The 21,297-nt window shown below is 71.3% G+C and carries 28 protein-coding genes; 15 read left to right on the top strand and 13 right to left on the bottom strand.

The window, feature by feature from the left end; translation table 11 throughout:
- The 7 genes from ACTOWL_RS34925 to ACTOWL_RS34895 form a co-directional block, all read left to right on the top strand.
- Positions 1-207: PilN domain-containing protein (locus ACTOWL_RS34925; protein WP_441325914.1), on the top strand; the 207-nt coding region annotated here is incomplete at its 5' end.
- On the top strand, positions 204-773 hold the full coding sequence (gspM, locus tag ACTOWL_RS34920) for a type II secretion system protein GspM (RefSeq protein ID WP_441325913.1): 570 nt from the start codon (positions 204-206) through the stop codon (positions 771-773). The genes ACTOWL_RS34925 and gspM, both read left to right, overlap by 4 nt.
- A gap of 1 nt (position 774) precedes the next feature.
- On the top strand, positions 775-1,287 hold the full coding sequence (locus ACTOWL_RS34915) for a hypothetical protein (protein ID WP_441325912.1): 513 nt from the start codon (positions 775-777) through the stop codon (positions 1,285-1,287).
- Complete coding sequence (locus ACTOWL_RS34910; protein WP_441325911.1) at positions 1,287-1,931, top strand: cell wall hydrolase; 645 nt, start codon at positions 1,287-1,289, stop codon at positions 1,929-1,931. Before ACTOWL_RS34915 ends, ACTOWL_RS34910 begins: the two co-directional genes overlap by 1 nt.
- Before the next feature lie 93 nt (positions 1,932-2,024).
- On the top strand, positions 2,025-2,420 hold the full coding sequence (locus ACTOWL_RS34905) for a rhodanese-like domain-containing protein (RefSeq protein WP_441325910.1): 396 nt from the start codon (positions 2,025-2,027) through the stop codon (positions 2,418-2,420).
- A gap of 81 nt (positions 2,421-2,501) precedes the next feature.
- The gene (upp, locus tag ACTOWL_RS34900) at positions 2,502-3,152 is read left to right on the top strand and encodes a uracil phosphoribosyltransferase (RefSeq protein WP_438605791.1); all 651 of its coding nucleotides are present in this window, start codon (positions 2,502-2,504) and stop codon (positions 3,150-3,152) included.
- Positions 3,153-3,157: 5 nt separating this feature from the next.
- Complete coding sequence (locus ACTOWL_RS34895; RefSeq protein WP_441325909.1) at positions 3,158-3,400, top strand: DUF4170 domain-containing protein; 243 nt, start codon at positions 3,158-3,160, stop codon at positions 3,398-3,400.
- 22 nt (positions 3,401-3,422) lie between these two features.
- On the opposite strand, the gene ACTOWL_RS34890 is transcribed toward ACTOWL_RS34895, so the two are convergent.
- The gene (locus tag ACTOWL_RS34890; RefSeq protein ID WP_441325908.1) at positions 3,423-3,872 is read right to left on the bottom strand and encodes a MarR family winged helix-turn-helix transcriptional regulator; all 450 of its coding nucleotides are present in this window, start codon (positions 3,870-3,872) and stop codon (positions 3,423-3,425) included.
- 187 nt (positions 3,873-4,059) lie between these two features.
- On the opposite strand from ACTOWL_RS34890, the gene ACTOWL_RS34885 reads away from it, so the two are divergent.
- The 4 genes from ACTOWL_RS34885 (at position 4,060) to ACTOWL_RS34870 (ending at position 7,346) form a co-directional block, all read left to right on the top strand.
- Positions 4,060-4,482 (top strand): organic hydroperoxide resistance protein, encoded by a 423-nt coding sequence (locus tag ACTOWL_RS34885; protein ID WP_441325907.1) that lies wholly within the window; start codon positions 4,060-4,062, stop codon positions 4,480-4,482.
- Between the two features lie 60 nt (positions 4,483-4,542).
- On the top strand, positions 4,543-5,313 hold the full coding sequence (locus ACTOWL_RS34880; RefSeq protein WP_441325906.1) for an alpha/beta fold hydrolase: 771 nt from the start codon (positions 4,543-4,545) through the stop codon (positions 5,311-5,313).
- Between the two features lie 328 nt (positions 5,314-5,641).
- Complete coding sequence (locus tag ACTOWL_RS34875) at positions 5,642-6,088, top strand: GNAT family N-acetyltransferase (protein WP_441325905.1); 447 nt, start codon at positions 5,642-5,644, stop codon at positions 6,086-6,088.
- Between the two features lie 118 nt (positions 6,089-6,206).
- The gene (locus ACTOWL_RS34870) at positions 6,207-7,346 is read left to right on the top strand and encodes a hypothetical protein (protein ID WP_441325904.1); all 1,140 of its coding nucleotides are present in this window, start codon (positions 6,207-6,209) and stop codon (positions 7,344-7,346) included.
- A gap of 282 nt (positions 7,347-7,628) precedes the next feature.
- Here ACTOWL_RS34870 and ACTOWL_RS34865 read toward each other — a convergent pair whose 3' ends face one another.
- The 9 genes from ACTOWL_RS34865 to ACTOWL_RS34825 all read right to left on the bottom strand — a co-directional run bounded on the left by ACTOWL_RS34865 (position 7,629) and on the right by ACTOWL_RS34825 (position 15,041).
- Positions 7,629-7,967 (bottom strand): hypothetical protein, encoded by a 339-nt coding sequence (locus ACTOWL_RS34865; protein WP_441325903.1) that lies wholly within the window; start codon positions 7,965-7,967, stop codon positions 7,629-7,631.
- Positions 7,968-7,975: 8 nt separating this feature from the next.
- Positions 7,976-8,350: a hypothetical protein gene (locus tag ACTOWL_RS34860; RefSeq protein ID WP_441325902.1), complete on the bottom strand. Its 375-nt coding sequence runs from the start codon at positions 8,348-8,350 to the stop codon at positions 7,976-7,978.
- Positions 8,351-8,446: 96 nt separating this feature from the next.
- A complete protein-coding gene (locus ACTOWL_RS34855) occupies positions 8,447-9,739 on the bottom strand; it encodes a DUF763 domain-containing protein (protein WP_441325901.1) in 1,293 nt (430 codons plus the stop codon).
- A gap of 29 nt (positions 9,740-9,768) precedes the next feature.
- On the bottom strand, positions 9,769-10,326 hold the full coding sequence (locus ACTOWL_RS34850) for a DUF6886 family protein (RefSeq protein WP_441325900.1): 558 nt from the start codon (positions 10,324-10,326) through the stop codon (positions 9,769-9,771).
- A gap of 20 nt (positions 10,327-10,346) precedes the next feature.
- Positions 10,347-12,500 carry a methylmalonyl-CoA mutase gene (gene scpA / locus ACTOWL_RS34845; protein ID WP_441325899.1) on the bottom strand — a complete coding sequence of 718 codons (2,154 nt, stop codon included), beginning with the start codon at positions 12,498-12,500 and terminating at the stop codon, positions 10,347-10,349.
- An 87-nt stretch (positions 12,501-12,587) separates the two neighbouring features.
- Positions 12,588-13,415: an FTR1 family iron permease gene (locus ACTOWL_RS34840; RefSeq protein ID WP_441325898.1), complete on the bottom strand. Its 828-nt coding sequence runs from the start codon at positions 13,413-13,415 to the stop codon at positions 12,588-12,590.
- An 8-nt stretch (positions 13,416-13,423) separates the two neighbouring features.
- Complete coding sequence (locus ACTOWL_RS34835; protein ID WP_441325897.1) at positions 13,424-13,762, bottom strand: cupredoxin domain-containing protein; 339 nt, start codon at positions 13,760-13,762, stop codon at positions 13,424-13,426.
- The gene (locus tag ACTOWL_RS34830; RefSeq protein ID WP_441325896.1) at positions 13,759-14,283 is read right to left on the bottom strand and encodes an iron transporter; all 525 of its coding nucleotides are present in this window, start codon (positions 14,281-14,283) and stop codon (positions 13,759-13,761) included. The genes ACTOWL_RS34835 and ACTOWL_RS34830 overlap by 4 nt, the downstream gene beginning before the upstream one ends.
- A 128-nt stretch (positions 14,284-14,411) precedes the next feature.
- A complete protein-coding gene (locus tag ACTOWL_RS34825; protein WP_441325895.1) occupies positions 14,412-15,041 on the bottom strand; it encodes a LysE family translocator in 630 nt (209 codons plus the stop codon).
- Positions 15,042-15,177: 136 nt separating this feature from the next.
- On the opposite strand from ACTOWL_RS34825, the gene ACTOWL_RS34820 reads away from it, so the two are divergent.
- Entirely contained in the window at positions 15,178-15,432 is a 255-nt protein-coding gene (locus tag ACTOWL_RS34820; protein WP_441325894.1) for a type II toxin-antitoxin system Phd/YefM family antitoxin, read from the top strand.
- 251 nt (positions 15,433-15,683) lie between these two features.
- Entirely contained in the window at positions 15,684-16,529 is an 846-nt protein-coding gene (locus ACTOWL_RS34815) for an aspartyl/asparaginyl beta-hydroxylase domain-containing protein (protein WP_441325893.1), read from the top strand.
- Between the two features lie 9 nt (positions 16,530-16,538).
- Here the strand turns inward: ACTOWL_RS34815 and ACTOWL_RS34810 are convergent, their stop codons facing one another.
- Together ACTOWL_RS34810 and ACTOWL_RS34805 are read right to left on the bottom strand one after the other, a co-directional pair.
- Complete coding sequence (locus ACTOWL_RS34810) at positions 16,539-17,219, bottom strand: DUF6064 family protein (RefSeq protein ID WP_441325892.1); 681 nt, start codon at positions 17,217-17,219, stop codon at positions 16,539-16,541.
- Positions 17,219-18,142, bottom strand: coding sequence for an aldo/keto reductase (locus tag ACTOWL_RS34805; protein WP_441325891.1), 924 nt, complete (start codon positions 18,140-18,142; stop codon positions 17,219-17,221). The genes ACTOWL_RS34810 and ACTOWL_RS34805 overlap by 1 nt, the downstream gene beginning before the upstream one ends.
- A 188-nt stretch (positions 18,143-18,330) precedes the next feature.
- Here ACTOWL_RS34805 and ACTOWL_RS34800 point away from each other — a divergent pair, with 188 nt between their 5' ends.
- Positions 18,331-19,680 (top strand): P1 family peptidase, encoded by a 1,350-nt coding sequence (locus ACTOWL_RS34800; protein WP_441325890.1) that lies wholly within the window; start codon positions 18,331-18,333, stop codon positions 19,678-19,680.
- A gap of 18 nt (positions 19,681-19,698) precedes the next feature.
- Here the strand turns inward: ACTOWL_RS34800 and ACTOWL_RS34795 are convergent, their stop codons facing one another.
- A complete protein-coding gene (locus ACTOWL_RS34795) occupies positions 19,699-20,154 on the bottom strand; it encodes an MEKHLA domain-containing protein (RefSeq protein ID WP_441325889.1) in 456 nt (151 codons plus the stop codon).
- Positions 20,155-20,353: 199 nt separating this feature from the next.
- On the opposite strand from ACTOWL_RS34795, the gene ACTOWL_RS34790 reads away from it, so the two are divergent.
- Complete coding sequence (locus ACTOWL_RS34790) at positions 20,354-21,142, top strand: substrate-binding domain-containing protein (protein ID WP_441325888.1); 789 nt, start codon at positions 20,354-20,356, stop codon at positions 21,140-21,142.
- Positions 21,143-21,297: the final 155 nt, after the last annotated feature.

Here is a 21,297-nt window from a genome sequence, read left to right as displayed (position 1 = left end):
TGGCTGACCGAGCTGTCGCTGGACCAGGGCACCCTGCGGCTGGGCGGCTTCGCCGATGATGCCGCCGGGCTGATCCCGGTGCTGTCGACGCTGCCGCAGCTGCAATCCGTCGCCTTCGCCGCGCCGAGCGTGCGCGACCCGCAGCGCGGCCAGGACCGTTTCGCCGTCAGCGCCACGCTGGGGCCGGCGGGAGGCTCGCAGCCATGAATATCGATCTCAGCCCTGCGGCCCGCCGCCTGATCGCCATCGGCCTGCTGCTGCTGCTGCTGGTCGGCATCGGCGCCGGCTTCGCCGCCGGGGCGGTCGCCATCCGCGACGCCGACGACACCGCCGCGGGGCTGCGGCAGGAGTTGGCGCTGCTGGCCCGGCTGTCGCTGACCCGCGACCGGCTGGAGGAGCGCAAGGCCGCCCTGGTCGCGGCGGCGGGCGGCGAGACCCCGGCGCTGCAGGGCGCCAGCCCGGCGATCGCCGGCGCCTCGCTGCAGCAACTGGTCTCCGGCGTCGTCGCGGCCCAGGGCGGCCGGGTCGACAGCATGACCGTGCTGCCGGCGGTGGCGGATCCTGGCGGCTACAGCCGGGTCGGGCTGCGCGCCAGCTTCGGCGCCCGGATCGAGGCGCTGCGCAACATCCTGCAGGCCTTCGAGGCCGGAGCGCCGCCGCTGTTCGTCCCCGCCTTCACCATCCGCACCGAATCGACCGAAGGCGAGGAGGATCCGGAGCTGACGGTCTCGGTCGATGTCTATGGCGTGATGCGCCGGCCGGAGGGCAGCTGACATGGCGTGGCATCCCCTGACCCGCCTGCTGGTCCTGCTGGGCCCGCTCGCGATCGGCGTGTCCTACCTGCTGGAACCGGACGACCCGGCCGCGGTGCCGGCCGTCGTGCGCTCCGGCAACGCCCAGGCGGCGCTGCCGCCGCAGACGCCGGCCGCCGAGCCGCCCCCGGCACTGCTGGCGCCGGAGCTGTCGGCCCTGACCGAGACGGTGGAGCGGCCGCTGTTCAACCCGAGCCGCCGCGGCCCGCAGCCCCCGCCGCCGGAAGCGGAGGCGCCGCCGCCCCCGCCGCCGACGGCCGAGCCGCCGCCCGCGGTGACGGTGCAGGGCGTGATCCTGGCCGGCGACCAGGGCGTGGCACTGCTGCGCCGCGACGACACCGGTGAGATCATGACGGCCCGGCCGGGTGACGACCTGTCCGGCTGGCATGTCGACCGGATCGAGCCCGGATCGGTGACGCTGATCGGCCCGGACGGCGCGGTCGAGCTGCCGCTGTTCCCGCCCCCGCCGCCCTGATGCGCCGGCCGGCCCGTCTCACGCCGCTGCTGGCGGTGCTGCTGGCGCTGTGCCTGGCGCCTGGGCTGCGCGCCCAGGAGCTGGGCGAGGGCTGGATCATGCCGTCCGACGAGACCCCTGGCAGCCTGATCCCGAGCCGCCCGGACGCGCCGGCGGCGGCCGAGCCGGCCCCCACCGTCCAGCCCTCCGTGCGAAGCCGTGCCGGCCCGGCGCAGATCCGCCGCCTGATCGTCAGCCGGCTGCGGCTGGCCGATGCGCGGCAGCGGCCGCAGGTGCTGCGCCAGGCCCGTTGCCTGGCCTATGCGGTGTATTTCGAGGCCCAGGGCGAGACCCGGCTGGGCCAGCTGGCGGTGGCGCAGGTGGTGCTGAACCGGCTGCGCAGCCCGGCCTATCCCAAGACCATCTGCCGCGTGATCACCGACAACGGCCAGTTCCCCTGGACCACCGGCGACCTGACCATCCGCGACGCGGCCCGGTTCCGCATCGCCTGGTCGGTGGCGCTGCACATGATGGCCGGCATCTTCACCGACCCGACCCAGGGCGCCACCCATTTCTACGCCCCGGCCCGCGTCGGCGCCCCGGCCTGGGCCACGCCCGAGGCCTATCTCGTCACCATCGGCGGCCATCGGTTCTTCCAACCCTAATTGGCAAGATCTGCCCGGTCCCTGTCATCCGCGCCAATGGCCCGGCCCGACCGGCCGGGGCAGAGTGGCGCCCGCATCCCACGGAGACCGACCATGAGCAACCCCGTCACCGCCGTTCCCGCCGCCCCCGCCGCCGAGGCGCTGGCCCATTTCCGCGCCCGGCTGGCCTTCGAGACCGACTGCTCCGACGTGCACGAGGCGCTGGCTTCCGGCACACCCGGCTTCGTGTTGGCCGAGGCGCGCGGGCCGAAGGCCTATGCTGCCGGCCACGTTCCCGGCGCGATCAACCTGCCGCACCGGACGATCACCGCCGAGCGCATGGCCGAATGGCCGCAGGACACGCTGTTCGTGGTCTATTGCGCCGGGCCGCACTGCAACGGCGCCGACCGGGCCGCGATCCGGCTGGCCGAGCTGGGCCGGCCGGTGAAGGTGATGATCGGCGGCCTGACCGGCTGGCTGGACGAGGGGTTCACGCTGGAACGGGCCTGACCGCCTGGGGTGCAGGCCCGGCCCTTGGAACCGCCGGCCCCACCCTGTATGGTCGGGCCGACACCGCCGCGCCGAGGCCCGATGAAGACGCTGCCCGAATTCCCCAACCTCTTCATCCTCGACCACCCGCTGATCCAGCACAAGCTGTCGCACATGCGGGACAAGGGGCGGTCGACCAACGGATTTCGCCGGCTGCTGCGCGAGATCTCGCTGCTGATGGGCTACGAGATCACCCGCGACCTGCCGATGACCACCGAGCGGATCGAGACGCCGCTGGAGCCGATGGACGCCCCGGTGCTGCTGGGCAAGAAGGTGGCGCTGGTGTCGATCCTGCGCGCCGGGCTGGGCATGACCGAGGGGCTGATCGAGCTGATCCCCTCCGCCCGCCAGGGCCATATCGGCCTGTATCGCGACCATGACACCAAGATGCCGGTCGAGTACCTGGTGAAGCTGCCGGAGGCGCAGGGCCGCATCTTCATCGCGGTCGACCCGATGCTGGCCACCGGCAACTCCGCGGTCCACGCCGTCGACGTGCTGAACCGCCACGGCGTGCCGGACGAGCTGATCCGCTTCATGGCGCTGGTGGCGGTGCCGGAGGGCGTGCGCACGCTGCACGCCAAGCACCCCGACGTGCGCATCTACACCGCGGCGCTCGACCGCGGACTCGACCACAACGCCTATATCCTCCCAGGCCTCGGCGATGCCGGGGACCGCATGTTCGGCACGAAGTGACCCCCATGACCGACCAGCCCAAGCAGCTCCTGCACCTCGTCCTCGGCGGCGACCTCAAGGACACGCAGAGCGTCGAATTCGCCGACCTGTCGAAGGTCGACATCGTCGGCCTGTTCCCGAACTACGCCGAGGCCTATGCCGCTTGGCGGGCCAAGGCGGCGGCGACGGTGGACGACGCCCAGAAGCGCTACTTCGTGGTGCATCTGCACCGGCTGCTGGACCCGTCGACCGACGCCAGCAAGAGCTGACGCCTGAGGGCCGGCGCCGCCGTCAGGCGGCGCTGGCCTGCAGCTGGTCGCGCACCGCCTGCAGCGCCCGTTGCAGCGCCCCCGCCGTCTCCGCCGTCAGGCCGGAGGCGCAGCCGATGCCTTCGAACACCGTCGCCACCTCTTCCTGCATCGCCCGGCCGGCCGGGGTCAGGTGGATGTGCACCACCCGCTCGTCGTCGCGGCTTCGGCGGCGCTCGACCAGCCCTGCGGATTCGAGTCGCTTCAGGAGCGGAGTCAGCGTGCCGGAGTCGAGGAACAGCTGGTCGCCGATCGCTTTCACGGCGAGGCCGTCCCGCTCCCACAGCACCAACATCACCAAGTATTGCGGATAGGTCAGGCCGATCCGATCCAGCAGCGGCTTGTACACGCGGTTGAAGGCGTGCGCCGTGGAATAGACGGCGAAGCACAGCTGGTCGGACAGGCGGTACGGGGCTTCCAGGGTGTCGGGCATCGCGGGATCTCCCCGGCTGGGGACGGTGACTGGGCAATCCGACCAGATACCAGAGGCAATTGAATTGCACACCATTCAATTTTGCATGACCGCCCTCTCGCGCATTGCATAGCGAGCAATTCAATTGTTCGCTATCTAGTTTCTCGCAAGCGGCAACCCGCCGCCCCCTCATCAAGCGAGATCGATCATGGCTATCCTCTACCGCACCAAGGCCACCGCGACCGGCGGCCGCGACGGCCGCGCCACCAGCGAGGACGGCAAGCTGTCCGTCGCCCTGACCACGCCGAAGGAGCTGGGCGGCCAGGGCGGCGACGCCACCAACCCCGAGCAGCTGTTCGCCGCCGGCTATTCCGCCTGCTTCCTGAGCGCGCTGAAATTCGTCGCCGGCCAGGCCAAGGTGAAGGTCGCGCCGGAGAGCACCGTGACCGCCGATGTCGGCGTCGGCCCGCGCGACGACGGCCAGGGCTTCGGCCTGGATGTCGGCCTGACCATCGCCCTGCCGGGCCTGGAGCGCGCCGTCGCCGAGGACCTGGTCGCCCGCGCCCATGTCGTCTGCCCCTACTCGCACGCCACCCGCGGCAGCCTGAACGTCCGCCTGACCGTCGCCTGATCTCACGACGGGGCTGGCGATCCGGCCGGCCCCGTCCCCACGCAGCGTCCGGAGTTCCCCATGAGCGTTTCCGTCAAAGCGCTGGCCTTGGCGGCCGTCGCCGCCCTGTCGCTCGGCATGGCCCAGGCGGCCGAGGCGGCGCCCGCCGGCGTCAAGAACATCGTCCTGGTGCACGGCGCCTTCGCCGACGGCTCCGGCTGGGCCGGGGTGGTCGCCGCCCTGCAGGCCAAGGGCTACCACGTCACCGCGGTGCAGAACCCGCTGACCTCGCTGGCCGACGACGTCGCCGCCACCAGGCGGGTGCTGGCGCAGCAGGACGGCCCGACGCTGCTGGTCGGCCATTCCTGGGGCGGCGTGGTGATCACCCAGGTCGAGGACCCGAAGGTGGCCGGCCTGGCCTATGTCGCCGCCCTGGCGCCGGATGTCGGCGAATCCGCGGCCGACGTGTTCAAGCACGGTCCGGCGGCGATCGAGGCCGACGCGATCCAGCCCGGCCCGGACGGCTTCGCCACCATCCCGGCCGACCGCTTCCACAGCTCCTTCGCCGCCGATTCCTCCCCGGCGCAGGCGGCGGTGATGGCCGCCACCCAGGGCCCGATCGCGACCGCTGCCTTCGGCGAGAAGGTGACCACGGCGGCCTGGAAGAAGCTGCCCTCCTGGTTCCTGGTGTCGACCGCCGACCGGGTGATCAACCCGGACCTGCAGCGCTGGGAGGCCGAGCGCATCGGCGCCCATGTGGTGTCGGTGACCGGCAGCCACACCGCCTTCGTCGCCCACCCCGCGGTGGTCGCCAAGGCGCTGGAGGACGCGGCCGCCTCGCTGCACCGCTGAGAGACCGTTTGGAAATGCTACTGGCGCGGCCGTCTGACGGCGGTTTCTCCGCTTCCGGTGCTCACGGACTCGAACGTCCGCTGCGCGCCGGGTCTCGAAACCACCACCAGCCGACTCACGCCAGCGCATTTCCAAAGGGTCTCTGACCGCATCCCGACCGGAAGCCCGCCCGTGGCATTGCGCCGCGGGCGGGCTTTCCGTTACCACGGGTGGATGACCGTCGCCCTGATCGCCCCGTCCCTGGACCACCTGCCCGGATTTGCCGACGCGCTGCGCCGCGGCTGGTCGCCGGACACTGTCCGCAAGGAGGCGGCGGCGCGCGAGCAGATTGGAGCGGATTGCGCAGGACCCGGCCGGTTTCGTTGCCGGCCTCGACGATCCCGAGGCGCGCGGCGGTCCGATCACGATGCCGGACGGCAGCACCGTGCCGCGGCTGCCCGGCTTCCACCGCTGGCTGTGGGACGGCGACTTCTGCGGCAGCTTCGGCTTCCGCTGGCAGCCCGGCACCGCCGCCCTGCCGCCACATGTGCTGGGCCATATCGGCTACAGCGTGGTGCCCTGGAAGCAGGGCCACGGTTATGCCACGCGCGGCCTGGCGCTGCTGCTGCCGGAGGTGCGGGCGCTGGGCCTGGCCCATGTCGACCTGACCACCGATCCCGACAACCTCGCCTCGCAGCGGGTGATCCTGGCCAATGGCGGCCGGCTGGTCGAACGCTTCCGCAAGGCGGAGGCCTATGGCGGTGCCGAATCGCTGCGCTGGCGCATCGACCTCTGATCCCGGCGGCCTTCCGGCGAAGGCCCCTTTGCCGTAGACCGGGCGGGACCCTCGGCTGACGATTCGGAGTTGAACCGGCATGGCGGTTCGCGGCGACTGACCTTCCTCCGCCCTATTCGTGCGGCCGGTGCTGGGCCTGGCGCTGGGCGCCGGCGCCCTGCCTCTGTTCTATTACGGAGTGTTCCCCGCCCTTCTGCCGGCGCTGCTGGCGCAGGCCGGTCCCTATGGGATCGCGACGGGAGAGACACTGCTCGCCCTGCTGCCCTTTCTCGCCTGGGCCGGCCTGGCACGGCTCCACGGCGAGCGCCCGCTGATCATCGGCGGCGGGCTGCTGCTGACGCTGGCGCTGATCGGTTTCCTGATTCTGCTGCGCCAGCCCCTGGGGCCTGACGACAGCCTGATCCTTCCCAGCGTGCTGTGGATCGCCGTGATCGCAGGCGCAGCGGGGCTGGTGGTCGGAAACCATCTGCACCTGATACGGCTGGGCGGCGGTTCGGGCGGCCGCATCACCGTGATGGCGGCCGCGGCAGCGACGCTGTTCGGGCCGATCCTCGTCGCCGTCATCACCCAGTTGCTGCAGTCCCCCGGCACGTTTGCCATACCCCTCGGCCCGATCCTGTTCTGGGCTGCGATGGCCCTGGCCCTGGCCTTCGTGACCTGGCGCAGCCCAGCCGCCGCAGCGCCGGCGGCCACCACCCGTGCCGCGCCGGCCGCGGCAGCCGCGGCCGCCATCGGACTGGTGCTGCTGCTGGCGCCGATCGTCTGGCTGAACGCCATCCGGCAGCCGCTCCTGGAGCATGCGGCGCTTGTCGGCGAAGGGCAGGATCTGGCGGGGCAGGCGGCTCTGATCGGCTTCGCGGCCATCGGTCTGGTCCTGATGCTGGTCGCCCTGCATCCCGGGCTTGGCCTGCTGGTCGCCGGCCCGTTGGCCGCGGCTGTCGTCCTGTGGGCGCTGTATGGGCTCGACATCCAGGTGCCGGTGTCGCTGGCCTGGGGCGTGAGCAGCAACCCGGCCTATGCGCTGGCGGTGCTGGCCGGATTCGCCGCCATCCTCGGGCGCGGTGCCGGGCCGCTGCGGGTCGGGGTGGCCTGGACCGCACTGCAGGTGGCCGCGGTGCTGGGCAACCGCGCCGGCCCGGTCTGGTGGCAGTACAACCAGTTCGTCGTCACCGACGGCATGCAATGGACCGGCATCGCCATGGCGGTGCTGGGCGCGCTGGCCCTGGCCGGCGTCATCCTGGCCCGCCGCGCCCCATGAAAAAAGCCTCCGGAGCGAGGCTCCGGAGGCTTCAAGTGTGGATCGGGCCGGAGGAACGCCAGCCAGGGACCGGCCCGATCGTCGACGGATCGACGGCTTTCACGATGGCGTCGGCTAGGTCGTCCAGCCCGCCCGATCCGTGATCTCGTGAACGACCGCAATCTCGAACAGCGACTGCAAATCATTCGCAATCTCAAGATAGGGCTTCGCGGCGCGATTGCAAGCGGAATTGGCAGGGACGGCAAAAGCCGGCCGCGGCACGGGGCCGCAGCCGGCTGGGGCTCAATCGAAGCGCAGCGGGATGTTGATCGTGATCCCCGGCGTCGGCGCCACATAGACCGGGGAGGGCGGCTCGACATAGACCGGCCGCGGCCGCCGCACGTAGTAGGCCGGCGGGTCGTCGTAGATCACCACCCGGTCGCGATGCGGCCGGTAGTAGTAATAGGCTGGCGGCCCGTCGCGCCAATGCCGGTGGCGGTCCTGGCGCCAGTGGCCGCCATCGTCATCATCGTCGTCGTCATCATCCGCCAGCGCCGCCGCCGGGTGCAGCAGCAGGGTCGGGGCGGCGGCGGTCAAGGCGAGCAGCGCCAGGAGCGACAGGCGCACCAGGGACTGTTGCATGCCGGGCCTCAGTCGAAGCGCAGCGGGATGTTGACCGAGATGCCCGGGGCCGGCGCGTAATAGGCGGGCGGCGGCTCGTAGTAGGCCGGCGGCCGCTCGACATAGACGGGCGGGCGCTCGTAATAGACCGGCGGCCGCTCATAGTAGACCCGAGGGCGCTCGTAGTAGTAGCGCGGGCGCGGCTGCACCACCACCACGTCCGGGCGGCGGTCGTAGTAGCCGCGGTCGTAGTAGCCGCGGTCGTAGTAGCCGTGGTGCTGGCGCCAGGGCGGCCCCCAGCCGCGATGCTTCTTCCAGCTGTCGGCGAGAGCCGGGGTCGACACCGCCAGCGTGACCGCGACGACGGCCAGGGCACCGGCCAGAATGCGGCGAGTCGAGATCATCAGGTCCTGTCCTTCTGCTGCCGGGCGGCCCACCGGGCCGGACCCACCAACTCAGACCTCTCAACGCATGACCCGGTTGCTTCGATCCGGCCGCAATCAAGGCATTTTCGTGGCATTGCCCGGAATATCGGCCGAGACCTCGGCCGGCGGCGGCTCCCAGCCGAAGACGCTGCGGCCGCCATATTCGTGGGAGCGGCGGCGCTCGACCGCGATGTGCTCCGGCAGGGTCGGGCCGGTGGCGTGGCGCTCGACCCGCCGGGCCTGGTCGTCGAGGCGGCGGATCGCGTCCAGCCGCTCGTCACTGCCCAGCCTGGCCTGGGCGACGGCGGATTTCAGCACCGCGATGGTCTGGTCGTAGACCAGGGTCGGCACCGGATAGGGGTGGCGGTCCTTGCCGCCATGGGCCAGCGAGAAGCGGCCCGGATCGGCGAAGCGGCAGGGCGCGCCATGCACCACCTCCGCCACCATGGCCAGCGAGTGCACGGTGCGGGCGCCGACGCCCGGCACCAGCAGCAGCTCGGAGAAATCCTCCGGCGCCCGGTCCGCCGCCGCGGCCAGGGCCCCGTGCAGTCGGCGCAGAATCACGTCCTTGGGCCGGACATCGTGATGCGCCGGCATGACCAGATGCGGCAGCGACGGCTGCTCCGGCAGCGCCGGCTGGTCCGGCGGCGGCGGGACCCGGCCCGCCAGCGCCGCGACCTCGTCGGTGATGCGGTCGGGGCCGAGGTCGCGCAGCAGGTCGAGCTGGCGGTGGCGCGAGGCCGCGGCCCTCCGGTCGGTCAGGTTGACGATGACGCCCTGGCCGGGCCCCTCGATCGCCGTGTGCGGGGCCTCGACGAAGCTCTTCAGATCCTCGGAGCACCAGTGATAGCGGCGGGCCAGGCGGCTGGCGCCGTTCATGCCCTGCTGCACCACCACCCAGCGCCCGTCATCGGCGACGATGAAGCCGTGCAGGTACAGGTCGAAGCCGTCCTGCACCGCGGCGCTGTCGACCTTGGCGACCAGCCGGCTGGCCCTGGCCAGCGCCGCGCCGTCGAAGCCGACGCGCTGGCCGATGTCCATCAGCTCCGCCGGGGTCTGCCGCGAATGGGCGCCGCGGCCGCCGCAAACATGCAGGCCGAGCTCGCCCGCCATCGGCTGCAGGCCGCGCTTCAGCGCGCCGATCACGCTGGTGGTGATGCCGGAGGAATGCCAGTCCATGCCCATCACGGCGCCGAAGGACTGGAACCAGAAGGGGTGCGCCAGCCGGCGCAGGAACTCGTCGCGGCCGTAATGGTGGATGATCGCCTCGGCGATCACCGCGCCCAGCCGGGACATGCGCCGGCCGAGCCAGGCGGGCACCCGGCCGTGATGCAGGGGCAGATCGGCGCTGCCGGCCCGTTTCGCCACGGATCCTCCGGAACAAAGACGGAACGATCCTAGCGCGGACCCGACGACGGCGCCAGCGCCCAGGTGGCCGAACTGCGCAGCCGGATGCCGCTGACATGCAGGCTGCTGTCCCAGAGCGCGGCGAGCGGCGCGAGGGAGCCGACGACGCGGAGGTCGACGCCGCGGCGGGCCAGCTCGCCGTCGAGCCCGGCGAGGGCGACGCGGCCGAGCGGCACGACAGGCGCTTCGGACACCCACATCCCGGCATCCTCGAGGCTGCGGAAGGTCTCGGGCGGCAACTCGTAGCGGTGGATTGCGGCGGCCCGCAGCCGGTCGATCCAGGCGGTCTCGACGAAGGCGATGGCGCGGGGATCGCCCGGCCCCAGCCAGTGCGCCCGGTCCGCCGCCGAGCTTTGCGGCGTCGTCCAGGCCAGGATCCGGGGGCAGTCCCGCGGGAACAGGTAGAGCATCTCGTGGGCGTCATCGACCGCCCAGACCAGCGGACCGTTCAGCCACTCCCGCCCGGCGGGGCGGGCCGACGGCACGCGCACCGGCCGCGGCTCGAACCGGGCGATCGCCGGGTCGTCGCTGAAATGGAACAGCCGCACGACGGCCTCCGCCGGAGACCCTACGCCGCCGCGGCCCGGGCCTTGCTGATCAGAACCAGGATCTCGGCCGCCGCCTGCGGGATGTTGGTGCCGGGGCCGTAGACGGCGCTGACGCCGGCGGCCAGCAGCGGCTCGTAATCCTGCGGCGGGATCACGCCGCCGCACACCACCAGGATGTCGCCGGCGCCCTCGGCCTTCAGCGCCGCCATCAGTTGCGGCACCAGGGTCAGGTGCCCGGCCGCCTGGGACGAGACGCCGACGACATGGACGTCGTTCTCGATCGCCTGGCGCGCCGCCTCCTCCGGCGTCTGGAACAGGGGGCCGATGTCGACGTCGAAGCCGATATCGGCGAAGGCGGTGGCGATCACCTTGGCGCCGCGGTCGTGGCCGTCCTGGCCCATCTTTACCACCAGCATGCGCGGCCGCCGGCCCTCGGCCTCGGCGAAGCGCGCCACCTCCTGCTGGATCCGGGCATAGCCCTCGTCGCCGGCGAAGGCGCCGCCATAGACGCCGGAGACGGAGCGGATCACGGCGCGGTGGCGGGTGAACACCTGCTCCAGCGCGTCGGAGATCTCGCCGACCGTGGCCCGGGCCCGGGTCGCCCTGACCGCCAGGTCCAGGAGATTGCCCTCGCCGGATTTCGCCGCCTCTGTCAGCGCCGAAAGCGCCGCCCGGCACACGGCCTCGTCCCGGCTGGCGCGGATCTGCTTCAGCCGCGCCACCTGGGATTCGCGCACCGCCGAATTGTCGATCGCCAGCACCTCGACATGGTCCGGCTTGTCCGGCGCGTATTTGTTGACGCCGACGATCACCTGCTCGCCGCGGTCGATCCGGGCCTGGCGGCGGGTCGCGCTCTCCTCGATCCGCAGCTTCGGCAGGCCGGCCTCGACCGCCTTGGTCATGCCGCCCATGGCCTCGACCTCGTCGATCAGCACCCGGGCCTTGGCCGCCAGCTCGGCCGTCAGCGCCTCGACATAGTAGCTGCCGCCGAGCGGGTCGACGGTGCGGGTCACCCCGGTCTCCTCGGCGATGATCAGCTGGGTGTTGCGGGCGATGCGGGCGGAGAACGGCGTGGGCAGGCCCAGCGCCTCGTCGAAGCTGTTGGTGTGCAGGCTCTGGGTCCCGCCCAGCACCGCGGCCAGCGCCTCGACCGTGGTGCGGACCACGTTGTTGTAGGGATCCTGCTCGGTCAGCGACACGCCGGAGGTCTGGCAATGGGTGCGCAGCATCAGGCTCTCGGCCTTCTTCGGCGCGAACTCGGCCTGGATCAGCTCGGCCCAGAGCAGGCGGGCGGCGCGCAGCTTCGCCACCTCGGTGAAGAAGTCCATGCCGATGGCGAAGAAGAAGGACAGGCGGCCGGCGAAGGCGTCGACGTCGAGCCCACCGGAGATCGCGGCGCGGACATATTCGAGGCCGTCGGCCAGGGTGTAGGCCAGCTCCTGCACCGCCGTCGCCCCGGCCTCCTGCATGTGGTAGCCGGAGATCGAGATCGAGTTGAACTTCGGCATCCGCTCGGCGGTATAGGCGATGATGTCGGCGACGATCCGCATCGAGGGCCCGGGCGGGTAGATGTAGGTGTTCCGGACCATGAACTCCTTGAGGATGTCGTTCTGGATGGTGCCGGACAGCTTGGCCTCCGCCACCCCCTGCTCCTCCGCCGCCACGATGTAGCCGGCCAGCACCGGCAGCACGGCGCCGTTCATGGTCATCGACACCGACATGCGGTCGAGCGGGATGCCGTCGAACAGGATCTTCATGTCCTCGACGGAATCGATCGCGACCCCGGCCTTGCCGACATCGCCGACCACGCGCGGATGGTCGCTGTCGTAGCCGCGATGGGTGGCCAGGTCGAAGGCGACCGAGACGCCCTGCTGCCCGGCCGCCAGGTTGGCGCGGTAGAAGGCGTTCGACGCCTCCGCCGTGGAGAAGCCGGCGTACTGCCGCACGGTCCAGGGCCGGCCGGCATACATCGTGCCGCGCACGCCGCGGGTGAACGGGGCGAAGCCCGGCAGCTCCGCCGCCGTGTCCGCCGGCACGTCCGCCGCGGTGTAGAGCGGCTTGACCGCGACGCCCTCGGCCGTCTCGAAGGACAGCGTCTCGAGCGGGCGGTCGCGCAGCTCCTTCCGGGCCAGCGCCTCCCAATCGGCGGGGCTGCGCTTGTCGAAGGCGGTCATGGCGGCATTCCTCCTGTCACGGAGGCGAGTATAGGAGCGGTCCCCGCCGCGGTCACGCGGTGCGCATGATTGTTTCCCGGCCTGCGCCTAGCCCGCGGCCACCCGCCCTGGCGACGCCCCGGACACCACCCGCATCAGCCCCAGGATCACCGTCACCACCGCGAGATAGGCGACGAGCTGCATCCCCGTCGGCTGGTCGGTGTAGCCGACCAGCGTGTGCAGCACCCGGCCGGGGATGCCGTCCTCGGGCAGCGCCGCGCTGCTGTTCCACAGCGGGGTCGACCAGGCATCGGCATAGCCGCCCTGTTGCAGGAAGGCGACGGCCTGGGCGGCGAGGCCGGCAGCGAGCAACGTGATCAGCCCGGTCGTCGCCCGGAAGAAGTGCCGGACCGGGATGGCGAGCAGGCCGAAATAGAGCAGCGCGCTGACCAGGCCGCCGGCGACGATGCCGAGCACCACGCCGGCCGCCACCCCGGCCGCGGTGGTGCCCCCGGCCGCGATCACGCCGTAGAGGAACAGCACCACCTCCGCCCCCTCGCGCAGCACGGCGACGCCGACCACCACGGCGAGCGCCGCGAGGGTGCGGCGGCCGGCCTGTACCTCCTGCCCCACCGCCCGCATCTCGGCCGCGATCTCGCGGCCGTGGCTGGCCATCCAGACATTGTGCCAGGTCAGCATCAGGACCGCGACGCCGAGCACCGCGGCGTTGAACAGTTCCTGCCCGGACCCGTCGAACAGGTCGGCGAGCGCTCCGGCGAAGGCCGCGACCAGACAGGCGCCGATCACACCGCCGGCAATGCCGAGCCCGACCCACAGGCCTCGCCGCGGCACGGCGCGGGTCGCCGCCAGCACGATGCCGACGCTCAGCCCGGCTTCCAGCATCTCGCGGAAGACGATGATCAGCGATGCGAGCATGGCGGCCCCTATTTCGCGACGACGACGCCCTTGGCGGTGTCGCTGTGGTACTCGCCGATGAACGGGTACTCGCCGGGCTCGAGCGGATGGAGCCGGACCACGCCCTCGTCGCCGCCGGCGATCACCTTCTCGACCTTGAGCGCGGTCGAGTCGAATTCCTCCGCCGTGTCGTCCCGGTTCCGCACCAGGATCTCGACCCGCTGCCCGGCCGGCACCTCGATGGTCGAGGGGGTGAAGACATGGTCCTTCAGCTCGACCTCGATCCGCGCCGGCCCCTCGCCCAGGGCGGGGGTTGCGGCGAGGGTGAGCGCGAGGCCCGCCCAGGCCAACCGGCTCAGGATCGTCATTCGGCCTTAGCCTTGCTGGGGTAGTCGAAGGTCCAGTCGGCGGTCACCGGCGACCACCAGGCGGGCACCCCGGTCGCCTTGTCGATGTGGCGGATGAAACCGTTCGACGAGGGCGGATCGATGACGTAGGTCAGGTGATACTTGCCCGGCCCGTCCATCCTGATGTTGTTGGCATAGTGCGGGCCGTCCCCCGCCGTCATCGGATACAGCTCGCCACGCTCATGGAAATGGCTGCCGATCTTCTCCAGCTGATAGTGGACGGTCAGGTAGGGGATCCAGCTATCCTCGGCGAAGCCGTGGGTCTCGTCCTTGGTCGCATGCACGTCGACCTCCAGATGGACGGTGTCGGGCCCCATGGCCATGCCCTTGGGCATCCGGTCCATCTCGATGCCCAGGAGGTAATTCGGCACGATCTGCATGCCCTCCTTGACCACCGGCTCGCCGACATAGAACTCCTCGGCCCGGGCGGAGGACAGGGACAGCCCCGCGGCGACACAGAGGGGGAGGATCCACAGCCGCATGCGATTCACCTTCGAAGGGGTGGGGCGTTGCGACTGAAACGCGTAATGAGTCGCGGCGTGATGCTACGCCGGCACCGCGACCGCGGCACATTAAGCCGGATGAATAAACCGTAAGCCGGGCGGGCCGTTCAGTTCCGGCTGAGCGCCATATGCGCGCCGAGGCCGACCAGGGCCGAGCCGCTGGCCAGGCGGAGCCAGCGCGCCACCCGCTCGCTGCGGCGCAGCCGGGCCATCGCCCGGTCGATGCACAAGAGGGTGGCGACGTCCGCCGCGAAGAACACGGCGTTGACGATCATCCCCAGTACCAGGAACTGAGCCCAGACCGGCAGGCCGGCCGAGGGGTCGACGAATTGCGGCAGAAAGGCGATGAAGAACAGCGCCGTCTTCGGGTTCAGGAGCTCAACCGTCACGCTTTCGGCGAAGGCCCGGCGCGCCGTCTTCTGCGCCAGAAGCGGCAGGGCGTCGCCGGCCCCGCGGCTGCGCACCATGCGGATGCCGAGCCAGACCAGATAGGCGGCGCCGTAGATCTTCACCACCAGGAACAGGGTCGGCGACCAGCGGAACACCGCCGACAGCCCGGCCGCGGCGGCCACGACATGGACCAGGTCGCCGACCGCGATGCCGGTGGCGGCGCGGAACCCCGCCGCCCGGCCGCGCGCCAGCGTCTGGGCCACGGTGTAGAGGATCGCCGGCCCCGGGATGATCGCGATCAGCACCGTGGCGATGAAGAAGGGCAGCAGATGCGCGAGCGACGGCATGGGCGGGCCTCCGGCGGGTTGCCGGTCACCATAGCGCGACCGGATGCCTACGTCAGGCGCGCAGAGGGCGGAAGTGCCGATTTGAAAGCGATCGCCACCGTCCTATGCAGGTCGAGTTTAGCGAGGCCCAGTTGCCATGAGCGCCGTCAGCATATCCGAGGCAAAATCCAACCTCTCTCGCTTGATTGCCGCGATTGAGACGGGCCGCGAGACGGAAGTCGTCATTGCCCGCGGCGGCCGCCCTGTGGCTCGCCTCGTCCCAGTAGCCGCTGCTCCCGATGCAGGCCGTCGCCTCGGGCTGCTGGCCGGGCAGTATCCCACGCTGACGCTGGAGGCGTTCGACGCCGAAAGCGAACGGATCGCGGCGCTCTTCTCGGGTGAGGCGACGTGACGCTGCGGCTGGTCCTGCCGCGATCCGCGGCACCGCGCCACCCCTGCAGTGTCTTGACGTTGTCACAAATCCGGCTAGGAATGATTCGCAGATGGAGCGATAGCAACCGCCCTGCCATTGGTGTAGGGGAAGGAATCCCTGGCGGATCAAGATCCCAACCGCCGTTTTCTGCGATATAATCCCCTCGTCGCAGCGACGAGCCAAGTCGCTGCCTCTGGTCGGAAGCGAGAGCACAGTCGGAGTGTGAGACCGTGAACGCAAGCGTCGGAAACCAAGGCACCGCGACGCATCCGGGCCCAATCAACCCGAAGCAGGTGCTGGTCACCGAAGGCATCGACCCGACCCTGGAGCGGCCGAGCGCGGTGACGCGCTTCTTCATGCGGCTCGTCTCCTGGGCCGAGCGGCTCAACCTGAGATACACCAAGGTCGGCAACCCGCCGGTCTACGACACCGCCATCTTCCCCTGGGTCGCCGAGATCGAGCGGGAATGGCCGCTGATCCGGACGGAGCTGGACCGCGTGCTGCTGCGCCAGCACGAGCTGCCGAGCTTCCAGGACATCTCGTCCGACGTGAAGACCATCAGCAAGGACAACCACTGGAAGACGTTCTTCCTGGCCGGCTACGGCGTCAGCTCGGAGAAGAACATCGCCCAGTGCCCGGAGACCTGGCGCATCGTCCAGAAGATCCCGGGGCTGAAGACGGCGATGTTCTCGATCTTCGAGCCGGGCAAGCATCTGGCGGCGCATCGCGGCCCCTACAACGGCGTGCTGCGGCTGCATCTGCCGCTCTTGGTGCCGGAGCCGCGCGAGCAGCTGGCGATCCGCGTCGACAACCAGATCTGCCATTGGGACGAGGGCAAGGCCCTGGTGTTCGACGACGCCTATGAGCACGAGGCCTGGAACCACACCGACAAGACCCGGGTGGTGCTGTTCATCGACTTCATCAAGCCGCTGCGCTTCCCGGCCCGGCTGGTGAACTGGCTGCTCCTGAACATGGCCGTCTTCACGCCCTTCATCCGCGAGGGGCAGGACGCGCACAAGGAGTGGGAGAAGAAGTTCTACGCCCAGGCCGAGGCCCTGCGGAACAAGAAGGCGTAGCGGCGCCGATCAGGACGGGCGCCGGCGCTGCAGCCCCTGCCAGCCCGTCAGCACGAGCGCCAGCAGCGCCGCGGCCGGCGCCACCCAGGCGTCCGGCGCCGACATCGCCCGGAGCGTCGCCCCGGTGGCCGCGCACCACAGCGCCGGCAGGACCATCAGCACCCAGCGCGAAGGCCCGGCCAGGGCCAGCAGCAGGCCGAGCGTGCCGATCGCGGTCGGGTCGGGCGCGACGCCGAAGATCTCGGCCTGGCGCCAGGGTCGGCCGAGCAGCAGGCCGATCGCCGGCTGCAGCAGCAGCGCGAACAGGACCATCCCGACCCCGGCCCGGCCGGCGGCGTCGAGCCGCGGCGGGGCCGAGAGCCGGCCGCCGATCACCCCGGCCCAGACCAGCAGCGCCGCCTGGGCCAGGAAGGCCGCCGCGGCCCAAGACGCAGCCCAGTTGATGGTGGCGTAGCGGTCGAGATGGAAGGCGATCGCCACCCAGGCCCAGCAGGCGGCCAGGATGGCGGCGACGGCCGGCCCCGCCACCGGACCGCCGCGCCGCAGCAGCCCCAGCATCAGCAGCCCGAGCAGGACGGCCGCCGCCTGCGCCGGCCAGATCGCCGCGTTGTACAGCTCGAACAGCCGGTGATAGGTGCGGGGCGAGAACAGCAGGAAGTCGGAGAGGCGGTAGCTCCACCACTCCGCCATCACAGCGCCTCGACATCCGCGGCCATCCGCCGGCGCATCGCCGCATCCGGCATCGGGCCGCGGGCGACGCCGAGATTCTCCCGCACATGGTCGACGCGGGTGGTGGCCGGGATGGCGCAGGTGACGGCCGGGTGCGAGACCACGAATTTCAGCAGGATCTGGGCCCAGCTGGCGCAGCCGATCTCACCGGCCCAGCCGGGCAGCGGCTCGCCCTCCAGGTCATGGATCAGGTCGCCCTGGCGGAACGGCCGGTTGACGATGACGGCGATGCCGCGGTCCTGGGCCAGCGGCAGGATGCGATCCTCCACCTCGCGGTCAAGAATGTTGTAGGTGATCTGGACGAAGTCGATCGGCCGGCCGCGCATCACCTGCTCGATCTCGCCATGCCGCCGCCCCTCCGAGGTGGTGATGCCGACGTAACGCAGCCGGCCCTCCGCCTTCATGGCGAAGAGCGTGTCGAGATGCGCCTCCCAGGCCAGCAGGTTGTGGACCTGCAGCAGGTCGAACCGGGGCACGCCCCAGAGCCGGCGCGACTGCTCGATCTGCCCCGGCCCGTCGCCGGAGGTCCAGACCTTGTCGGCCGCGAACAGGCCGGCGGGCCGGCCGAGCCGGGCCAGGCCATGGCCGATCACCGCCTGGGCCGAGCCGTACATCGGCGAGGAATCGATCAGCCCGCCGCCCTCGGCGAAGAAGGCGCGCATGACCTCGGCGCAGTCGTCGCGCGCCTGCGGGTCGTCGCCGACATTGAAGGTGATCCAGCTGCCGAGCCCGACCACGGGCAGCGCCTCGCCGGTCGAGGGGATCGGCCGGGTGACCGGGGCCGCCTGCGCCGTCGCGGCCGGAACCGGCAGCAGCGGCGCGGCGCCGGACGCTGCCAGGGCGCCCAGCAGGGCGCGGCGGGAGAGGATCGGGGAACGCGGCATCGCCTGCCTCCGTCTGCGCTGTCGCCCCCATGAAGATGGGATCGCAGGGCGGCGGCGCCACTATCCCCTTCCGGATGCAGCGCGGTTGGGACAGCATTCCCGTTCGCGCCGCCGGCGGCCGGCGGATCACAGGACAGGGGGACGGGATGCGGAATCGACGGAAAAGCCCGGGATCGATCGGCGGAACGATGGCAGCCGGCCTGCTCGCCGCCCTGCTGGCAGCGCTGCCGGCTGCGGCACAGGATGCGCCGGCACCGGTGCTGAACGCCGGCGACAAGCTGCTGCGGTTCGACTGGCCGGCGATCCAGGTCGGCACCGGCGAGTACGAGGAGGGACCGACCGGCGTCACCGTGTTCCATTTCGACCGGCGATCCCTGGCCGCGGTCGATGTCCGCGGCGGCGGGCCCGGCACGGTCAACACCGACTATCTGCGCCTGGGCTACGACGCGCCGGAGCTGGACACCGTGGTGTTCGCCGGCGGCTCCTGGTACGGGCTGGAGGCCACCACCGCCGTCGCCTCGGCGCTGAAGGAGGACGGCGTCCGCGGCGGCCATTGGGACAACATCGCGCTGTCGGTCGGCGCCATCATCTATGATCTCGGCGGCCGCCGGCTGAACGAGCTGGTGCCGGACAAGCGGCTGGCCCAGGCCGCCTTCCGCGCCACGCGGCCCGGTATCTTCCCGCTGGGCGCCCAGGGCGCCGGTCGGCTGGCGGTCACCGGGTCGCTGTTCGGCTGCAACGCCTTCTCCGGCCAGGGCGGCGCCTTCCGCCAGATCGGTCCGGTCAAGGTCGCCGCCTTCGTCGTGGTCAACGCGCTGGGCGTGGTGACGACCCGCGACGGCAAGGTGGCGGCCTGCTACGGCGATGAGGGCTGGCCGAAGGACCTGACCACCGCGGCGCTGCTGGCGGGCTATCCGGCCAGCCGCAAGCCAGGCTGGACCGGCGCGCCGAACGCCGACGCCCCGGCCCGCAACACCACGGTCAGCCTGGTCGTCACCAACCAGAAGCTGAAGCCGGCGGAACTGCAGCGCCTGGCGATCCAGGTGCACAGCTCGATGGGCCGGGCGCTGCAGCCCTTCGCCACCGAGTTCGACGGCGACGTGCTGTACGCCGTCTCGACCGGCGAGCTGGAGGACGAGGCGGCGATGCTGCCGACGGTCGATCTCGGCGTGATCGGCGGCGAGGTGATGTGGGACGCGATCCTGGCCTCGGTGCCGGACCAGCCGAAGCCGGCGACGCCGGCCGGCAAGCCGGTGCTGCCGGCGGACAAGCTGGCGGCGCTGGCCGGCGACTACGTCTTCAGCCCCTTCGTGACGGTCAAGGTCACGGCCGAGGGCGACGCGCTGTTCGCCCAGGCGACCGGCGCGCGCGACGCCTTCGCCATCGGCAAGGAGGAGAAGACCGAGCTGAAGCCGGTCTCGGCCACCGATTTCATGGTGCCGGGGCGCTACCCCCTGACCCTGCGCTTCGAGGACTCCGGCCGGCTGCTGCTCAACCCCGGCCACTGGCAGCAGCTGGGGACCCGGCAGGGCGGCTGAGGGTCGAGGGCCGAGCCCCTACTCGTCCCGCCAGTCGCGGAAGGTCGCCGCCTGGCCGCGCAGCGCGCCGGCCTCGTCGATCAGCTGCCAGACCGTGGCGTTCTCGATCCAGAAGCGGCGGCCGGATTTGGCGATGCGCAGGCCGCGATAGTCGCCGATGAAGCCGTCGCGGGCGACGGCGTCCAGCAGGCGCTGCCGTTCCGCACGGTCCGGCGCCTCGGCGGAGAGGCGGGAGGGCAGCGTTACGAACTCGTCCCAGCCGTATTCGAAGCGGGCCTGGGCCGCCTTGTTGGCGTAGACGAAGCGGGGATCGGCGTCGATGTTGTGCGCCAGCACGCAGAACGGCGCCCCCTCGTACAGCCAGCGCGCCTGCTCGGCGGCGTCGCCTTCCTCCGGCAGCAGCGGCGCGCCGACCAGCTGGGCGTGGCTGCCGGCCAGGAGGCGGAGGAAATCGGGGTCGAGGGCCAGGCTCATGCGGGAACTCCGAGCACGCCGCGACGGCGGCGCGCATGGGCGGTACGTCGGACATAAGGCTGTGCCGGGCAAGCCCGCGGAGCTGCGGCACGGTGTCCGACCATCCGGCATGGCTGGGCTGCCGGACCCGCGGGCCACGGGGCGCGCTGTTTTCGGCGACGATAGGACCCTGATCCCGATTCAGCCGAGGATTCTCCCCATGACGCTGCCGCCGATCCTCTCCCGCGCCGCCGCCCTGGTCACCGCCAGCCTGTTGCTGCTCGTGCAACCCGTCGCCGCAGCCGAGCTGCAGGTCGTCAGCTCCGGCGGTTTCGCCGCCGCCTACCGCGCCCTGGCGCCGGACTACGAGCGCGCCAGCGGCGACACGCTGAAGATCAACTGGGGCCCGTCGATGGGCGACACGCCGAACGCGGTGCCGGCCCGGCTGGCCCGCGGCGAAAAGCTGGATGTCGTGATCATGGTCGGCTATGCCCTCGACGACCTGATCAAGCAGGGCAAGGTGATCGCCGACAGCAAGGTCGTCCTGGCCCGCTCCAGCATCGGCGTCGCGGTGCGGGCCGGCGCGCCGAAGCCGGACATCAGCTCGGCCGAGGCCGTGAAGCAGGCGCTGCTGGCCGCCAAGTCGATCGCCTATTCCGACAGCGCCAGCGGCGTCTACATCTCGACCCAGATGTTCCAGCGCCTGGGCATCGCCGAGCAGATGGCCGGCAAGGCCCGCAAGATCCCGGCCACGCCGGTCGGCGAGATCGTGGCCAAGGGCGAGGCGGAGCTGGGCTTCCAGCAGATCGCCGAGCTGAAGGCGGTCGAGGGTATCGACCTGGTCGGGCCGCTGCCGCCGGAGCTGCAGCAGGTGACGCTGTATTCCGCCGGCATCGTCGCCGGCTCGCACGACCCGGCGGCGGCTAAGAGGCTGCTGGACTTCCTGGCCTCCCCCGCCGCCGCCCCGGCCATCGCCGCCACCGGGCTGGAGCCGACTGCAGGAAAGTGAGGAGAGGCTCCTGCGGCCTCCCCTCTCCCTGTCATTGCCGGGCTTGACCCGGCAATCCAGAGAATGTCGAGACCCTCTGGATGCCCGGGTCAAGACCCTATGGGGAGTGGATAGCGACCGCGCCTGTGAGAGGTTGAGGTTGCTGAACCAACCCT

Origin of the sequence: Inquilinus sp. CA228 (assembly GCF_052078665.1) — a bacterium.
Taxonomy (GTDB): Bacteria; Pseudomonadota; Alphaproteobacteria; order DSM-16000; family Inquilinaceae; genus Inquilinus.
This window is presented reverse-complemented; position numbering and strand designations above follow the sequence as displayed.

What these genes read in the sequence shown, in the direction of transcription:
- ACTOWL_RS34915 (WP_441325912.1), top strand. Translation starts at nt 775, where the DNA reads ATGGCGTGGCATCCCCTGACCCGCCTGCTGGTCCTGCTGGGCCCGCTC.
- ACTOWL_RS34810 (WP_441325892.1), bottom strand. Translation starts at nt 17,219, where the DNA reads ATGGCGGAGTGGTGGAGCTACCGCCTCTCCGACTTCCTGCTGTTCTCG.
- gspM (WP_441325913.1), top strand. Translation starts at nt 204, where the DNA reads ATGAATATCGATCTCAGCCCTGCGGCCCGCCGCCTGATCGCCATCGGC.
- ACTOWL_RS34885 (WP_441325907.1), top strand. Translation starts at nt 4,060, where the DNA reads ATGGCTATCCTCTACCGCACCAAGGCCACCGCGACCGGCGGCCGCGAC.
- ACTOWL_RS34865 (WP_441325903.1), bottom strand. Translation starts at nt 7,967, where the DNA reads ATGCAACAGTCCCTGGTGCGCCTGTCGCTCCTGGCGCTGCTCGCCTTG.
- scpA (WP_441325899.1), bottom strand. Translation starts at nt 12,500, where the DNA reads ATGACCGCCTTCGACAAGCGCAGCCCCGCCGATTGGGAGGCGCTGGCC.
- ACTOWL_RS34880 (WP_441325906.1), top strand. Translation starts at nt 4,543, where the DNA reads ATGAGCGTTTCCGTCAAAGCGCTGGCCTTGGCGGCCGTCGCCGCCCTG.
- ACTOWL_RS34795 (WP_441325889.1), bottom strand. Translation starts at nt 20,154, where the DNA reads ATGAGCCTGGCCCTCGACCCCGATTTCCTCCGCCTCCTGGCCGGCAGC.
- ACTOWL_RS34790 (WP_441325888.1), top strand. Translation starts at nt 20,354, where the DNA reads ATGACGCTGCCGCCGATCCTCTCCCGCGCCGCCGCCCTGGTCACCGCC.
- ACTOWL_RS34805 (WP_441325891.1), bottom strand. Translation starts at nt 18,142, where the DNA reads ATGCCGCGTTCCCCGATCCTCTCCCGCCGCGCCCTGCTGGGCGCCCTG.
- upp (WP_438605791.1), top strand. Translation starts at nt 2,502, where the DNA reads ATGAAGACGCTGCCCGAATTCCCCAACCTCTTCATCCTCGACCACCCG.
- ACTOWL_RS34835 (WP_441325897.1), bottom strand. Translation starts at nt 13,762, where the DNA reads ATGACGATCCTGAGCCGGTTGGCCTGGGCGGGCCTCGCGCTCACCCTC.
- ACTOWL_RS34860 (WP_441325902.1), bottom strand. Translation starts at nt 8,350, where the DNA reads ATGATCTCGACTCGCCGCATTCTGGCCGGTGCCCTGGCCGTCGTCGCG.
- ACTOWL_RS34910 (WP_441325911.1), top strand. Translation starts at nt 1,287, where the DNA reads ATGCGCCGGCCGGCCCGTCTCACGCCGCTGCTGGCGGTGCTGCTGGCG.
- ACTOWL_RS34820 (WP_441325894.1), top strand. Translation starts at nt 15,178, where the DNA reads ATGAGCGCCGTCAGCATATCCGAGGCAAAATCCAACCTCTCTCGCTTG.
- ACTOWL_RS34890 (WP_441325908.1), bottom strand. Translation starts at nt 3,872, where the DNA reads ATGCCCGACACCCTGGAAGCCCCGTACCGCCTGTCCGACCAGCTGTGC.
- ACTOWL_RS34825 (WP_441325895.1), bottom strand. Translation starts at nt 15,041, where the DNA reads ATGCCGTCGCTCGCGCATCTGCTGCCCTTCTTCATCGCCACGGTGCTG.
- ACTOWL_RS34830 (WP_441325896.1), bottom strand. Translation starts at nt 14,283, where the DNA reads ATGCGGCTGTGGATCCTCCCCCTCTGTGTCGCCGCGGGGCTGTCCCTG.
- ACTOWL_RS34800 (WP_441325890.1), top strand. Translation starts at nt 18,331, where the DNA reads ATGGCAGCCGGCCTGCTCGCCGCCCTGCTGGCAGCGCTGCCGGCTGCG.
- ACTOWL_RS34905 (WP_441325910.1), top strand. Translation starts at nt 2,025, where the DNA reads ATGAGCAACCCCGTCACCGCCGTTCCCGCCGCCCCCGCCGCCGAGGCG.
- ACTOWL_RS34895 (WP_441325909.1), top strand. Translation starts at nt 3,158, where the DNA reads ATGACCGACCAGCCCAAGCAGCTCCTGCACCTCGTCCTCGGCGGCGAC.
- ACTOWL_RS34840 (WP_441325898.1), bottom strand. Translation starts at nt 13,415, where the DNA reads ATGCTCGCATCGCTGATCATCGTCTTCCGCGAGATGCTGGAAGCCGGG.